This is a genomic window from Nocardia sp. CWNU-33 (assembly GCF_046764895.1).
Classification (GTDB): Bacteria; Actinomycetota; Actinomycetes; order Mycobacteriales; family Mycobacteriaceae; genus Nocardia.
Map to the genome: position 1 here is coordinate 82,155 of NZ_JBKOQN010000027.1, position 13,640 is coordinate 95,794.

16 protein-coding genes and 1 pseudogene are annotated in these 13,640 nt (G+C 67.0%); 7 read left to right on the forward strand and 10 right to left on the reverse strand.

From position 1 onward, the window contains the following. Positions 1–11 precede the first annotated feature (11 nt). Both ACLMAL_RS29110 and ACLMAL_RS29115 read left to right on the forward strand, forming a co-directional pair. Entirely contained in the window at positions 12–698 is a 687-nt protein-coding gene (locus tag ACLMAL_RS29110; protein ID WP_412002013.1) for an SIMPL domain-containing protein, read from the forward strand. A 195-nt stretch (positions 699–893) separates the two neighbouring features. Next, positions 894–1,697: an enoyl-CoA hydratase gene (locus ACLMAL_RS29115; protein WP_328403461.1), complete on the forward strand. Its 804-nt coding sequence runs from the start codon at positions 894–896 to the stop codon at positions 1,695–1,697. A gap of 4 nt (positions 1,698–1,701) precedes the next feature. Here the strand turns inward: ACLMAL_RS29115 and ACLMAL_RS29120 are convergent. The 3 genes and pseudogenes from ACLMAL_RS29120 to ACLMAL_RS29130 all read right to left on the reverse strand — a co-directional run bounded on the left by ACLMAL_RS29120 (position 1,702) and on the right by ACLMAL_RS29130 (position 5,406). Further along, a pseudogene (locus ACLMAL_RS29120) lies at positions 1,702–1,999 on the reverse strand (DUF1330 domain-containing protein). A gap of 30 nt (positions 2,000–2,029) precedes the next feature. After that, positions 2,030–3,418: a class I SAM-dependent RNA methyltransferase gene (locus ACLMAL_RS29125; protein ID WP_412002014.1), complete on the reverse strand. Its 1,389-nt coding sequence runs from the start codon at positions 3,416–3,418 to the stop codon at positions 2,030–2,032. After that, complete coding sequence (locus ACLMAL_RS29130; protein WP_406231237.1) at positions 3,415–5,406, reverse strand: APC family permease; 1,992 nt, start codon at positions 5,404–5,406, stop codon at positions 3,415–3,417. The genes ACLMAL_RS29125 and ACLMAL_RS29130 overlap by 4 nt, the downstream gene beginning before the upstream one ends. 237 nt (positions 5,407–5,643) lie before the next feature. On the opposite strand from ACLMAL_RS29130, the gene ACLMAL_RS29135 reads away from it, so the two are divergent. Both ACLMAL_RS29135 and ACLMAL_RS29140 read left to right on the forward strand, forming a co-directional pair. After that, a complete protein-coding gene (locus tag ACLMAL_RS29135; protein ID WP_328403471.1) occupies positions 5,644–6,309 on the forward strand; it encodes a TrkA family potassium uptake protein in 666 nt (221 codons plus the stop codon). 2 nt (positions 6,310–6,311) lie between these two features. Beyond that, a complete protein-coding gene (locus tag ACLMAL_RS29140; protein ID WP_328403473.1) occupies positions 6,312–6,983 on the forward strand; it encodes a potassium channel family protein in 672 nt (223 codons plus the stop codon). A 40-nt stretch (positions 6,984–7,023) separates the two neighbouring features. Here ACLMAL_RS29140 and ACLMAL_RS29145 read toward each other — a convergent pair whose 3' ends face one another. The 3 genes from ACLMAL_RS29145 to ACLMAL_RS29155 form a co-directional block, all read right to left on the reverse strand. Further along, a complete protein-coding gene (locus tag ACLMAL_RS29145; protein WP_412002015.1) occupies positions 7,024–7,656 on the reverse strand; it encodes a sigma-70 family RNA polymerase sigma factor in 633 nt (210 codons plus the stop codon). Between the two features lie 244 nt (positions 7,657–7,900). Further along, positions 7,901–8,683, reverse strand: a complete 783-nt coding sequence (locus ACLMAL_RS29150) for a DUF3159 domain-containing protein (RefSeq protein WP_406231241.1) — start codon at positions 8,681–8,683, stop codon at positions 7,901–7,903. Positions 8,684–8,686: 3 nt separating this feature from the next. Next, positions 8,687–9,064 carry an OB-fold nucleic acid binding domain-containing protein gene (locus ACLMAL_RS29155; protein WP_379065571.1) on the reverse strand — a complete coding sequence of 126 codons (378 nt, stop codon included), beginning with the start codon at positions 9,062–9,064 and terminating at the stop codon, positions 8,687–8,689. Between the two features lie 129 nt (positions 9,065–9,193). Between ACLMAL_RS29155 and ACLMAL_RS29160 the strand changes: the two genes are divergently transcribed. Further along, on the forward strand, positions 9,194–9,889 hold the full coding sequence (locus ACLMAL_RS29160; protein ID WP_412002016.1) for an alpha/beta fold hydrolase: 696 nt from the start codon (positions 9,194–9,196) through the stop codon (positions 9,887–9,889). A 289-nt stretch (positions 9,890–10,178) separates the two neighbouring features. On the opposite strand, the gene ACLMAL_RS29165 is transcribed toward ACLMAL_RS29160, so the two are convergent. Together ACLMAL_RS29165 and dut are read right to left on the reverse strand one after the other, a co-directional pair. Then, positions 10,179–11,126 (reverse strand): DUF3710 domain-containing protein, encoded by a 948-nt coding sequence (locus ACLMAL_RS29165; protein WP_412002034.1) that lies wholly within the window; start codon positions 11,124–11,126, stop codon positions 10,179–10,181. 5 nt (positions 11,127–11,131) lie between these two features. Beyond that, positions 11,132–11,629, reverse strand: coding sequence for a dUTP diphosphatase (gene dut, locus ACLMAL_RS29170; RefSeq protein WP_328403483.1), 498 nt, complete (start codon positions 11,627–11,629; stop codon positions 11,132–11,134). Between the two features lie 52 nt (positions 11,630–11,681). Between dut and ACLMAL_RS29175 the strand changes: the two genes are divergently transcribed. Further along, positions 11,682–12,215 carry a DUF3093 domain-containing protein gene (locus ACLMAL_RS29175; RefSeq protein ID WP_412002017.1) on the forward strand — a complete coding sequence of 178 codons (534 nt, stop codon included), beginning with the start codon at positions 11,682–11,684 and terminating at the stop codon, positions 12,213–12,215. A 19-nt stretch (positions 12,216–12,234) separates the two neighbouring features. Here ACLMAL_RS29175 and ACLMAL_RS29180 read toward each other — a convergent pair whose 3' ends face one another. Both ACLMAL_RS29180 and ACLMAL_RS29185 read right to left on the reverse strand, forming a co-directional pair. Then, entirely contained in the window at positions 12,235–12,537 is a 303-nt protein-coding gene (locus ACLMAL_RS29180; protein ID WP_062988999.1) for a DUF4193 domain-containing protein, read from the reverse strand. Positions 12,538–12,663: 126 nt separating this feature from the next. Then, positions 12,664–12,930: a hypothetical protein gene (locus ACLMAL_RS29185; protein ID WP_328403489.1), complete on the reverse strand. Its 267-nt coding sequence runs from the start codon at positions 12,928–12,930 to the stop codon at positions 12,664–12,666. On the opposite strand from ACLMAL_RS29185, the gene cei reads away from it, so the two are divergent. Then, a complete protein-coding gene (gene cei / locus ACLMAL_RS29190; RefSeq protein WP_412002018.1) occupies positions 12,914–13,594 on the forward strand; it encodes an envelope integrity protein Cei in 681 nt (226 codons plus the stop codon). The genes ACLMAL_RS29185 and cei overlap by 17 nt on opposite strands. Positions 13,595–13,640: the final 46 nt, after the last annotated feature.

Genomic DNA, 13,640 nt, shown 5'->3' on the forward strand with positions numbered 1-13,640 from the left:
AGGAGAGCGCCGTGAGCAAAAAGAAATCCGACGAAGCCGCCGCGGGCACGGTGACCACCTTCGGGAGCGGCAGCGCCCGCGCCACTCCCGACCTCATGCGCGTGACCATCTCGATCGAAACGCGGGCGAGCAAGGTCGCGCTGGCGTATGGGCAGGCCGGGGAGCGGGTCGCCGCCGTCACCGATTCGCTGCGCTCGGACGGGGTTTCGGGAGCCGACATCGCTACGAGCGGCCTGTCGGTGCGCACCGAGACCGTCTGGATCGAAGGTGGCGGTTCGAAGATCACCGGCTATCTCGCAACGACCGACCTGACCGTGGCGCTGCGCGATATCGGCGAGAACGCCGATCCCGGACCGGCCACTATCATCGCCAACGCCGTCGATGCGGGCGGCGACGATGTCCGGTTGGGCGGCCTCACCCTGACCTTCGCCGACCAGGAAAGCCTGCTCACCCAGGCGCGCGATGCAGCATGGGACAACGCGCTCGCCAAGGCCGAACAATATGCCGCCCGCGCGGGCCGCACGCTCGGGCCGGTGCTCGAAATCACCGAGAACACCACCTCGGCACCGCCGGTATACCCCCGCCTCCAAGCGATGTCCGCGCCCATGGACGCCGCTTACAGCGCCGCTCCGGTACCGGTCGAGCTCGGCGAATCCGAAATCAGTGCTGCCATCCGTGCCACCTGGCAGCTCGACTAGACCGTGACCGAACCGATCGGCGGCCACGAGAAGCTCGACGACCACCGGTTGGACGCGGTGCGGCGGCGAGATATCCGAGGCGGCAACGCATTCCGGAAACCCGGTCGGTCGGTCGGATTTGCCACGGCACGGCGAGGTTCTCGCCTATATTGAAGAATCGGTGGCCACCATCAGGGCTGCCGGTGAGGATTTCGCATGTCGTTCGTGCTCATCGATAAACCGCGCCCACACGTCGCCCTGGTGACGCTGAACCGGCCGGACCGGATGAATGCGATGGCCTTCGATGTGATGATTCCGCTGCGCGAGGCGCTGGAGGAGGTCAGTGCCGACAACGACGTGCGGGTCGTGGTGCTCACAGGAGCAGGGGACGGTTTCTGTTCCGGCGCAGATCTACAGAGTGCGGGGAAGGTGCCCAATACCGAGGGGCTGACCGTCACCAGCGTCGCGCGGCGCTCGATGGATCTGCTGAACGACGTGATGATCACCCTGCGACGCATGAACCAACCGGTCATCGGTGCGATCAACGGCGCGGCGATCGGTGGAGGCTTCTGCCTGAGCGTCGCCACCGACATCCGGATCGCGGGCGCGGACGCCTACTTCCGGGCGGCGGGGATCAATAATGGGCTCACGTCCGCGGAACTGGGCATCAGCTACCTGCTGCCCCGCGCCATCGGCTCCTCCCGCGCGTTCGAGATCATGCTGTCCGGACGCGACGTCGATGCCGCCGAGGCCGAGCGCATCGGCCTGGTCTCCCGCACCGTGCCCACCGCGAAACTCCTGGAAACCTGCTACGACCTGGCCGAGCGGATCATCAGCTTCAGTCGGGTCGGCACCGAGCTCACCAAACGGATGCTGTGGAGCGGTATGGAAGCGGGCAGTTTCGAATCCCAGATGCAGCACGAGGGCATGGCGCAGCTCTACGTCCGCCTCACCACCGGCAATTTCGACGAAGCCATCCGCGCGCGCCGCGACCGCCGCCCGCCCAGCTACGAAGACTGACCGCCTACGACCGGTGCCCGAGACCTTTCACCAGCAAGGTCACCGTATCCGCGCCGGCCTGCCGGTCTTCGGATCTTCAGGTACTCCGGTGACTGCGCCCACTCCTGGAACGCCGGCTCGTCGGGGAAGGACATCAGCACCACCTTCTCCCGCTCCGACTGCCCCTCGATCACCTGCGGGTTCTCGTCGGCAGCAAGCAGCGTGCCCGAGTATCGGGCGAAAATCTCCGTGAAGTGCGCCTGATAGCGATCATAGGCGGCACGATCGGAGAACTTCAGCTGCGCGACGCCGTACACGGTCATGGGCGCGACTCTATGCCGCCGACCGTACGATCAACGCTCCAACAGCGCAAGACATTCGACATGGTGGGTGGCCGGGAACGCGTCGAAGGCCCGCAGTCGGGTGAGCCGGTAGCCCGCCGACTGGTACAGCCCGAGGTCGCGGGCGAAAGCGGCCGGGTCGCAGCCGATGTGGATGATGCGGGCAGGATCGTGCCCGGTCAGTGCCGAGACAACTTCCTTGCCCGCGCCGGTGCGCGGCGGGTCGAGCACCACCACTTCCGGTGCGGCACTGCCCTGTTCGGTCAGCCAGCGCTCGACCCGGTCCGCACGCAGATCCACCCATGGCAGGTCCAGCAGGGCCGCGTTGCCGTCGACTACGGCGGTACGGGCGGATTCCGCGGCGAGCACCGATCCGTCCGGACCGACCTGTTCGGCGAGCCGGGCGGCGAAAACCCCGGCGCCGCTGTACAGATCCCAGGCGAGATCGCCGGAACCGAGTCCGGACCACTCGGCCACAATGTCCGAATAGCATTGCGCGGCACCATGATGCGCCTGCCAGAAGCCGGTCGCCGATAGTTCCCAGCGACGGCCGGCCACATACTCGACCGTGCGCCCGCTGCCGTCCAGCACCGACTCCTCGCGTGGCGCATGTGTCGCCGCGCGACGCGCCGATGCGCTGCGCCGTTCGCTCGCCTGCGCCTCGCCATTGCGCAGCGCCCGCCGGTCGGGTCGCCCGCTGTCGCGCCTGCCACGGCGCTCACCGCCACGCTCGTTGCTCCGTGGCCGCTCGCTGCCGCGCCGGTCATCTCCGCGACCACCCGCCGAAACCGGCACCGGCACCTCGAGTTCGACGATATGCCGCACCCCGTCGCCGTCTACCGCGATCACCAGATCCGCGCCGGGCGTCCAGGATTGCTCCGCCACCCCGTCCAACGCGCCGGGAACCGGTTGCGGGCAGCGCAGATCGGCGATCACGTCGGTGCTACGCAGCCGATGCACTCCGGCCCGACCCTGCGCGTCCACCACCAATCGAACCCTGGTGCGCCAACCACCGATCTCGTCGGCGGATCCGGTGATCGGCTCCACCGTGATCTCCCGCTCGACGCCGGCGATCCGACGCAACTGCTCGGCGACGACCATCGCCTTCAATTCCCGCTGCGCTGCCGGTGTGGCAAAGGAGAAGTCGCAGCACCCCGCACCGCCCGGTCCCGACACCGGGCAGGTCGCAGTAACCCGATCCGGTGACGCTTCGAGAATATCGATTGCGTCGGCCCGGCAGAACGAACCGCCGCGGTCCTCGGTAACCCGGACCCGTACCAGCTCACCGGGCAGTCCGTGCCGGACGAAAACCACTCGCCCGTCGTGGCGGGCCACACAGAAGCCGCCGTGTCCCGGCGGGCCGAGCCGCACCTCGAAGGTGGTGTTGCGCCAGTCGGTCATCCGGTCCTGTCCTCGTACCCACGTCGCACCGCACCCGGCGCGTTGATCACGCCTGCTTGCCGGGCCCGGGTGGAGGAACTCAGCTGCCACGGCACGCTCGTTACCATCACCCCCGGCTCGAAAAGCAGCCTGCCCTTGAGCCGCAACGCGCTCTGGTTGTGCAACACCTGTTCCCACCAGTGCCCGACCACGTACTCCGGAATGAACACCGTCACCACATCACGCGGCGAATCCTTGCGCACCCGCTTCACGTAATCGAGCACCGGTTTGGTGATTTCGCGGTACGGCGATTCGATCACCTTGAGCGGCACATTGATATCGCTCTGCTCCCATTCGCGGACCAACCCCCTGGTGTCGGCTTCGTCGACGTTCACCGTCACCGCCTCCAGGGTGTCCGGGCGGGTGGCACGGGCATAGGCCAGCGCCCTACGGGTCGGCAGGTGCAGTCTGGACACCAGCACGATCGAATGCGAGCGGCTGGGCAGCACACCGTCCCACTCGTGTTCGTCGAGCTCGCGCGAGACCGAGTCGTAGTGGCGGCGAATCATTTTCATCACCACGAAGATCGCGACCATGGTGAAGATCGCGATGTAGGCCCCCGCGAAGAACTTCGTGATGAGCACGATGACCAACACCGCGCCGGTCGCGGTGAGCCCGATCGCGTTGATCACCCGTGAGCGCTTCATCCTGGCACGCTGCGTCGGATCGGTTTCGGTGCGCAGCAAGCGCGTCCAGTGCCGCAGCATGCCCGTCTGGCTGAGCACGAACGACACGAAAACACCCACGATGTAGAGCTGGATCAACTTGGTCACCTCGGCGCCGAACAGCACGACGAAGGCGATGGCGGCACCGGAAAGGAACAGAATGCCGTTGCTGAAGGCGAGCCGGTCGCCACGGGTGTGCAGCTGCCGGGGCAGGTAGCGGTCTTGCGCCAGAATCGAGCCGAGCACCGGGAATCCGTTGAACGCCGTATTGGCGGCGAGCACGAGGATCAGCGCCGTCACACTGGTGATGAAGAAGAAGCCGAGCGGGAACCCGTGGAACACCGTCTCGGCGAGCTGCGCGATGAGCGTCTTCTGATGGTAGTCGGCAGGCGCACCGGACAGATCGGACACGTCGTGCGCGTACACGATCCCGATCTTCTGGGCCAGGATGATAATGCCCATCAACAGCACGATCGCGATGCTGCCGAGCATCAGCAGGGTGGTTGCGGCATTGCGCGACTTCGGTTTCCGGAAGGCGGGCACCCCGTTGCTGATCGCCTCGACACCGGTGAGCGCGGCACAACCGGAGGAGAACGAGCGCGCGATCAGGAAGGCGAAGGCCAGACCGTAGAGGTGCTCCTCCTCGGCGTTGAGCTGGAAGCCCGCCGATTCCGCCTGTAGGTCGTCACCGAGGACGAAGATTCGGAACAGCCCCCACGCGAGCATCGCGAACATGCCGATGATGAACGCATAGGTCGGAATCGCGAACGCGGTGCCCGACTCGCGCACGCCGCGCAGGTTGATCGCGGTCAGCACGGCAATGGCGACCACGGCGAACAGCACCTTGTGTGTATCCACGAACGGGATCGCCGACCCGATATTGGAGGCCGCGGAAGAAATCGACACCGCGACAGTGAGCACATAGTCGACCAGCAGTGCGCTGCCGACGGTGAGCCCGGCATTGGGGCCGAGATTGGTGGTGGCAACCTCGTAGTCACCACCGCCGGACGGATAGGCGTGCACGTTCTGCCGGTAGCTGGCCACCACCACGGCCATGACGAAGGCGACCGCGAGTCCGACCCACGGGGCGTACACGTAGGCCGAAATTCCGGCCACCGACAGGGTCAGAAAGATTTCCTCTGGCGCGTACGCGACCGACGACATGGCATCGGAGGCGAACACAGGGAGCGCGATTCGCTTCGGCAGCAGGGTGTGGCCCAGCGAATCGCTACGGAAAGGCCTACCCAGCAGCACCCGTTTCGCTGCCGTCGTCAACTTGGACACTGGAGCGAGCATAGATCCCCGAACGGTTGATCGCGCCTGGGGGCGGCCCGCGTCGCAGGTTTGACTTCCGGTCAGAGGGGGAAAGTGGGCCATGGACGCACTCGGCGGGTACGGTTTTGCCGAAGACAAGCAGACCGAACGGCACGAACGGCTGCATCGCCTTCGCTCGGCTCGACGCCACAGGCGTCGACGGACCTTGTCCGGCTGTTGGATCGTTTCCAGGAACGAGGTTGCACGGTGTACGTAGTGATCATGGGGTGCGGGCGCGTGGGTTCGTCGCTGGCACGCGCCCTGGTCCGGGTAGGTCACGAGGTCACGGTGATCGACCGGGACCCGAGCGCCTTCCTGCGCCTCGGCGAGGACTTCCCGGGTGAACAGGTCGTCGGCGTCGGTTTCGACAGGGACGTGCTGATTCGCTCCGGAATAGAGCGTGCGGACGCATTCGCCGCAGTGTCCTCCGGCGACAACTCCAACATCATCTCGGCGCGCGTTGCTCGCGAAACCTTCGGCGTCGAGCGCGTCGTCGCCCGCATCTACGATGCGAAACGCGCCGCGGTCTACGAACGTCTCGGTATTCCGACGATCGCCACGGTGCCCTGGACGACCGACCGGTTCCTAACTGCGCTCATCGGCGACAGCGGCACCACCACATGGCGCGACCCCACCGGCACCGTCGCCGTCGCCCAGCTGACGCTGCACGAGGAGTGGTACGGCCGCACGGTGCGCGACCTGGAACGCGCGGTCGGCGCGCGGGTGGCGTTCATCATCCGATTCGGTCAAGGACTGTTGCCCGAAAGCAAGACCATGGTTCAGGCCGACGACATCGTCTACGTCGCCGCCACCTCCGGCAGCGTCGGCGAGGCCGTCGCATTGGCCGGTAAGCCCCCAGCAAGCGAGGACTGAACATGAAAGTGGCGATCGCCGGAGCCGGCGCCGTGGGCCGATCGATAGCCAGGGAGCTCCTGCGCGGCGGCCACCGCGTGATGCTGCTCGAACGTCAGCTCGACCACATCGATCCGACCGCGATCCCGGACGCTGTGTGGGTGCATGCCGATGCCTGTGAGCTCGCGCTGCTCGAGGACGCGGGGCTGGAGACCTACGAGGTCGTCATCGCCGCCACCGGCGACGACAAGGCAAATCTGGTGCATGCCCTGCTCGCCAAGACCGAGTTCGGAGTGCGCCGCGTGGTGGCCAGGGTCAACGACCCGCGCAACGAGTGGCTCTTCGATCCCTCCTGGGGCGTCGATGTCGCCGTGTCGACGCCACGGCTGCTCGCCTCGCTGGTCGAGGAGGCGGTGTCGGTCGGCGACCTGGTCCGGCTGATGACGCTGCGGCAGGGTCAGGCCAATCTCGTCGAGATCACCCTGCCCGCCGACACCGCGCTGGCAGGCAAGCCGGTGCGCACACTCACCCTGCCGCGCGACGCCGCCCTGGTGACGATCCTGCGGGGCGGCCGAGTGATCGTGCCGCAGCCCGACGACCCGTTCGAGGGCGACGACGAGCTGCTGTTCGTGACCTCCGTGGAGGCCGAAGAAGATCTGCGGGTGGCGCTGGCCCACCACGGCATCAAGCCATAACACCCCGATACGGCCGGATGCCAACGCGGATCCGGCCGAATCAGGCGGCGGCGAGCTCGGCACGCAGCTTGTTGAGCGCGCGGTGCTGCATCACTCGAACCACGCCGGGGCTGGTGCCGATCGCCTCTGCAGTCTGCGCGGCGCTCCAGCCGAGCACAATCCGCATCACCAGCACCTCGCGGTGCGCGGGCGCCAGGATCTTCATCAATTCCCTTGTCACGTCGCGACGTTCGGACGCCAACGCCCATTCCTCCGGGCCCGCCGCGGTCGAGACGGTGTCCGGCACGTCGGCCACCGGGTAGCTCGGGTGCATCTGCGAACGCCGGAACGCATCGGCGACCTTGTTCGCCGCGATCCCGTACACGAAAGCCAGGAACGACTTTCCCTGATCCCGGTAGCGCGGGATGGCGTTGACGGTAGCCATCAGGATTTCCTGCACTACATCGTCGGCGGTGACGTGCAGGTGTGAGGTATTGCCGAGGCGCGCACCGCAATACCGGCGAACCAGCGGATGGACCAGGCGCACGATCTCGGTGACGGCCTGTCGGTCGCCCGCCGCGGCGGGTCCGATGAAAGTGTCGAGCTCCGCGGAAATTCGGCGGCTCTCCGAGAGTGCCGGGTTGTTGTGGCTGCGGGTCTTCGACAGTGCCGCAATGTTGTGCTCGGTAGCCATCTTCCGAGTCCTTTCGCCGATGTTGCGCTTTTTTGTCTCGCAACGATCGTCTGATGAACTCGGCGTTCCAACCAGTAACCCCAGGGTGGGTACTGCCCACCTCCGCGGTGCGTGTTAGCGCACCCCGGCGTGAATCCTCCGGACTCCGGGGCGATATCCCCCGGTCTCACGGGACCGCGACAGTCGCGAAACCCCCAGGTCCGTGCGGCCGCGTGAATTTCTCGGGCCGCTCCGCGGCAGATCCTCAGGCAGCTTCGGCAGTAGTCGCACGACGGACCGGCATGTGCCCGGCCCGGCGCACCGCCCACACGGTGACGGCCAGTGCGACCGCCGTCAGCGGCCACCCCATCGCAATGCGGGCCGCGGCAAGCCAGCCGGTGTGGTCGGAGTCGTAGAGCTGCGACTGCACCAGGTAGCGGGCCGCGAACACCAGCACCCAGGTAGTGGTCGCGACGTCGTAGAGGCGCACCACACGCCGATCGGTCCGCCAGTCGGAGCCGTGTCCGTTCAACACACCCCAGATGACGCCCACCAACGGCCAGCGCACCAGCATCGACACCAGGAAGACGCCTGCATAGACGAGGCTGGTGTAGATGCCGAACAGGAAGAAGCCTTTTGCTTCACCCATGCGGTAGGCGATGAACGCGCAGATGCCGACACCGAGGAAACCGGAGATGGCAGGTTGAATCGGGCTGCGTCGTATCAGCCGCCAGATGAGAATCGCGGCGGCCACGCCAAGGGCCGCCCAGATCGCCGCGGTGAGGCCGGCGAAGGTGTTCACGGGGACGAACACGAGGACCGGCAGCGTCGAATAGATCAAGCCGCTGAAACCGCCCAACTGCTCGAGCAGGGTCTGCTCGACCGTGTCCGCTGTCTCGTCGAGCGGTCGCGCGGGATCTGCCTGCCGGTGCCGACCGGAATCGACCGCGGTGCGCCGTGCGTCCTCCACCACCGCTCCGGGTTCGGCGGGCTCACGCATCCCGGTATCGATCGACTTGTCGGCGGCGTTCTCGTTGCTCGATGGCATACGTCAGCTGTTCCCGCGCAATTCGTAGTAGGGGTTGTAGATCACCTTGCGGCCGTCGCGGTCGCCGACCCGGCCACGGACCAGGATGCGCCGGCCCGGCTCGATCCCGGGAATGCGCCTGCGCCCGATCCACACCAAGGTGATGGCGTCGGTGCCGTCGAAGAATTCTGCCTGAACACTGGCGCCCGCAGACTTCGGACACGCCTCGACACTCCGTAGTCGGCCGAGCATGGTGGCTTCGTCACCACGCCGACACTCCGATGCCCGACACGCTCCCGAGGCATCTGCAGTCTCGGCGAGTTCTTCGGCGTCCAACCGATCGAGGTCCTCGGTCAGTCTGCGGCCCAAACGGCGAAAATAACCTGAGGCAGCGGATGGCATTGCACGCTCTCCTGCATGGAGCAAGACGGCGTGGGTTGCACGCCATCGTGGTTTTCCGGTAACGACCGGCTATTGGCCGTATACCCGCCACTGTAGATGGGCAACCCTGCCCCCGCTACGCTCGGTCCGATGTTCGAGACCCCCTCTCCCGCGGTTGTCGTCGCGCTGCCGGGCACCGGATCCGACGCCGACTTCGCGCGCCGCGCATTCGAACCTGCCTGCTTAGCCCGTAAAACCCCGTTCCTGGCTGTCGAACCGGACCCGGGCGCCGTGGTCGCATCGTGCCGGGCTGCATTGGACGCCGCGGCCTGCTCCGGACCGGTGCTGGTGACGGGAATCTCCCTCGGCGCCGCGATTGCCGTGGAATGGGCGGCCGAGCACCCCGACGCCGTTGTCGGCGTGGTCGCGGCGCTGCCCGCGTGGACCGGATCCGACACTGCCACATGCCCCGCCGCACTGAGCGCCGCCGCGACGGCCGCACAGTTGCGGGCCGACGGTCTGGACGCGGTGATCGAGCGGATGCGGGCCAGCAGCCCACGCTGGCTGGCCGATGCGCTCACCCAGTCCTGGCGCGCCCAGTGGCCGCAACTGCCCGACGCGCTCGAGGAAGCCGCCGACTACAAGTGGCCGGGCGCCGAGCGTCTCGCCACACTCGACGTCCCGGTCGCCGTAGTCACCGCGGTCGACGACCCGGTGCACCCGCTCACGGTCGCCGAGGAATGGGCCACGCTGATCCCTCGCTCCGAGCTGATCCGGATCACCCTCTCCGAGCTGGGCGAAGATCCTGCGATCCTCGGGAAGACCGGGCTGGCCGCATTCGGCTGAGAGACGCTGACAGCGTCGGCCTACCACGAGGGAGCGAGTCTTACGAGCGACCGTTCGCGGCCGGCTCGCGTCCGAGTGGCCGAAGCGCATGCGACGAAGTCGCGAGTCTCGGCCGCTCGGACGCGAGCCTTCGGGGCCGCGAACACGCAGCGCCGCAGGCGCTGCAAAACAAACCCAGCCGCGAACACGCAGCGCCGCAGGCGCTGCAAAACAAACCCAGCCGCGAACACGCAGCGCCGCAGGCGCTGCAAAACCAGCACTGCCGCAGGCGCTGCAAATCAAACCCAGATCAGTTCAAGCCGAGCTGCTGCATCGCGGACCCGTCGGCGCCACGACGGGGTTCCTGCGGCATCCGCGGCGGGATCACTGTGGCGGGCGTGGCCTGGGCCGCGGCTTGGGCGGCCGCGGCTTGCTGCTGCGCCTCCACCTGCTGCTGATGTGCGGCCGCGAGCTGCTCGGCCAGTTCCTGCGGCAGCACCACGGCGAGGGGTTCACGCACCGGCATCGGGTCGTCGCCGCGGCGAATCACGGTCTCGCTGAGGATGGCTCGCGCGGCCGTGACCAGCGGTCCGCCCGCGTCGGCGGCGCCTGCCGGGCCCGCGGCGACGAGACGGACCATCCAGCGGGGCCCGTCGACTCCGATGAACCGGAGGTCGGCACCCTCGGTGATGGCGAGCAGCTCGCGGCCCCACGGTCCGGTCTCGACTGCGACCCTGGCGCCGTCCTTGCGTAACGATTCGGCGAGATCGGCGGCCACCGTGCGCCATTGGCCTGCCGACTTCGGCGCAGCGTAGGCCGCGACGGTGATTCGGCCGTGTTCGGTGGCCAGGTGCACCGCCTGCGGGGTGCCGTCGGGAGTCATCTCGACCTGCAGCTGGCCGCCCGGCGGCACCGGCAGGATCACCGATCCGAGGTCGAGGCGCTGGTCGGCCACATCCTCGAGCAGCTCGGCGACGTCGTTGTAGTCGTAGGGGCCGGACTTCGACGCGTCGGTGTCATCGTCGTAATCGGCGTCGTCGTCGTAGTCGGCCGCGGCGTACGCGGCCGGGACGTAATCGGCTGGGATGATGGGGTTTTCGTCGGTGATGGGCTCATCAACTGGAATGATGGGATTTTCGTCGGTGATGGGCTCATCGTCGTAGCCCGGCTGCGCGTACTCGGCGTCAAAGTATTCGGGCGCCTCGTCGTACAGCTCATCGGCATACCGGTCGTCGGACTTCTTCTTCCTTCCGAACATTGCTGTCATGCCTCCTTACCGGCCGAGCCCGCCCCATCGGCCTGCGCGGTCAGACTCGCGTGACCGCCGCTCGAGCCGTATCCGCCCGCGCCGCGCGCGGTGTCGTCGAGCGTGTCGACCTCGACGAAATCGACCAGCTCCACTCGTTGCACGAGCAGCTGCGCGATCCGGTCGCCGCGCCGCAGCTCGATCGGGGTGCGCAGGTCGTGATTAACCAGGCACACCTTGATTTCACCGCGATACCCCGCGTCGACCGTGCCGGGGGTGTTGACCACCGACAGCCCGGTTTTGGCCGCGAGGCCCGACCGGGGATGGATGAGGCCGACGGTGCCGACCGGTAGCGCAACGGCCACGCCGGTGCCGACCAGCACCCGCTCGCCCGGCTCCAGGATGACGTCTTCCGTGGTGCACAGATCCACGCCCGCGTCACCGTCATGGGCGCGCACGGGCATGGGGATGCCGGGATCAAGCCGCAGCAAGGGTATGGGTGAAAGTGCGTTCACGTTGATCGAGCCTACGCGTAAGCCGCTGACCACCGTGACTTAGTGTTGAGTCGTGTCGGACCAGCCCAATCCCGCGACGACGGACCACGAAAACAACAGCCAGCACCCCTACCGCGAACGCCTGTGGGTGCCGCTGTGGTGGTGGCCGGTGGCCTTCGCCATCACCGGGCTGCTTGCCGCCGAAATTCATATGGGCGCGCCCGGAGTCCGGGCGTGGCTGCCGTATGTGGCGCTGTTCCCGGTGCCGGTGTGGGTGCTGTTGTGGCTGAGCCGCCATCGGGTGGAGGTCGCGCCGGATTCGACCGGCACGCCGGACCTGCGCGTCGATCGCGCACATCTGCCCGCGACCTTCGTGGCACGCGCGGCAGCTGTTGCGCCGACAGCGAAAAGCGCGGCGCTGGGTCGCCAGCTCGACCCGGCCGCCTATGTACAACATCGGCCGTGGATCGGGCCGATGGTTGTGCTCGTGCTCGACGACCCGGACGATCCGACGCCGTACTGGCTGGTCAGTACGCGACGGCCCGAACGGGTCCTTGCCGCGCTTGGCATACCTGGCACAGAGCCTGGCGTGCCGAGCGCGGGCTGACCTCGATCTCGCTGCGAGATCAGGCGGCGCAGTCCATGCAAATCAACTGACCGCCGCTTTCACTGGCCAGCCTGCTCCGGTGATGAACCAGGAAACAGCTGGAACAGGTGAACTCATCGGCCTGCTTCGGGATCACTCGAACCGTCAGCACTTCCTCGGACAGGTCCGCGCCGGGAAGCTCGAACGACTCCGCGGTATCGGATTCGTCGATATCCACGACGGCGGACTGTGCCTCGTTGCGACGAGCCTTCAGCTCCTCCAGCGAATCTTCCGACACTTCGTCGGTTTCGGTGCGCCTCGGTGCGTCATAGTCGGTTGCCATGTCGTCTTCCCCTCGTCCTTACTCCGTATATCCCGGACCGGCCGCATCAGTCACGATTCCTCTCGGAATCGCGCTGACCCGCACCGCCCCGCCGGTGGTGCACATCACACGTGCACCGGTCGCCTATCAGGTCGGACCCATTCGATCCATCACTGATAGCGTTTGGTGAACGCAGGACATGCCCTGCTTGTTCCCGCGACCGACCACCATTTTCGCCGCCAGTGATTCGATCTGGGCCGCCAGACAATAGCGGACCGCGCGGCAAAAGTCGCAATCAAAACACAGACGAGTCGAAACCGACGACGAATCGACACCGTTTGTCGAACTCGCCGAGACCTTGCGCACCGTCACCGAGACAATTTCGTACAGTGTGCTCGTGGTTTCACTGATCACCGAAGGCAGCGCAACGGATCAACGGGGTCAACCCTTCCTCCGACGGCGTAATCAGCCATGGCTCATCCTGGTCGGCGTGTTGGTGCTGATCTGCACAGTTGTGTGGGTCAGGGCTCTGACGACCGAGGACGACAGCGGCACGGCCATGTCGTGCAACTCTGCGAGCCCGGCAACCGACGCGAAAGCGCCGCCACCTGCGCCCTTAGGGCAGCGGCAAGGATCGTCGCGACTGCAGGACGTCGATCCGGCGCCGCTGGCCTCGTCGAAGGTCCGGGTGCTCAATGCCAACAACAAGAGCGGGCAGGCCTCGCACATCGCCACGGCGCTCGGCGATCTCGGCTTTGCGAGCCCGCCCGGGCAGCAATTCGGTAACGATCAGATATACGTCAACGGTGACCTCGAATGCACCGGCCAGATCCGCTTCGGTGTGAACGGTCGCCCGGCCGCCGCCTCCGTGCAGCTGGTCGCGCCGTGTGCCGAGCTGATCGAGGATCAGCGTGGTGACGAGACCGTGGATCTGGTGCTCGGATCGGTGTTCGGTGAGTCACTGCGGCCGAGCGCCGATGCCGAGGAGGTGCTGCGTTCGCTGAAGAACCCGGCGCCGGGTGGGTCGCCGTCGATCGACGGCACGCTGCTCGCCGCCGCACGACAGAGCCGCTGCTGAACCACGCGTCCCGGGCTGGGTGCTGAACCGTTCAGCACCCAGCCTG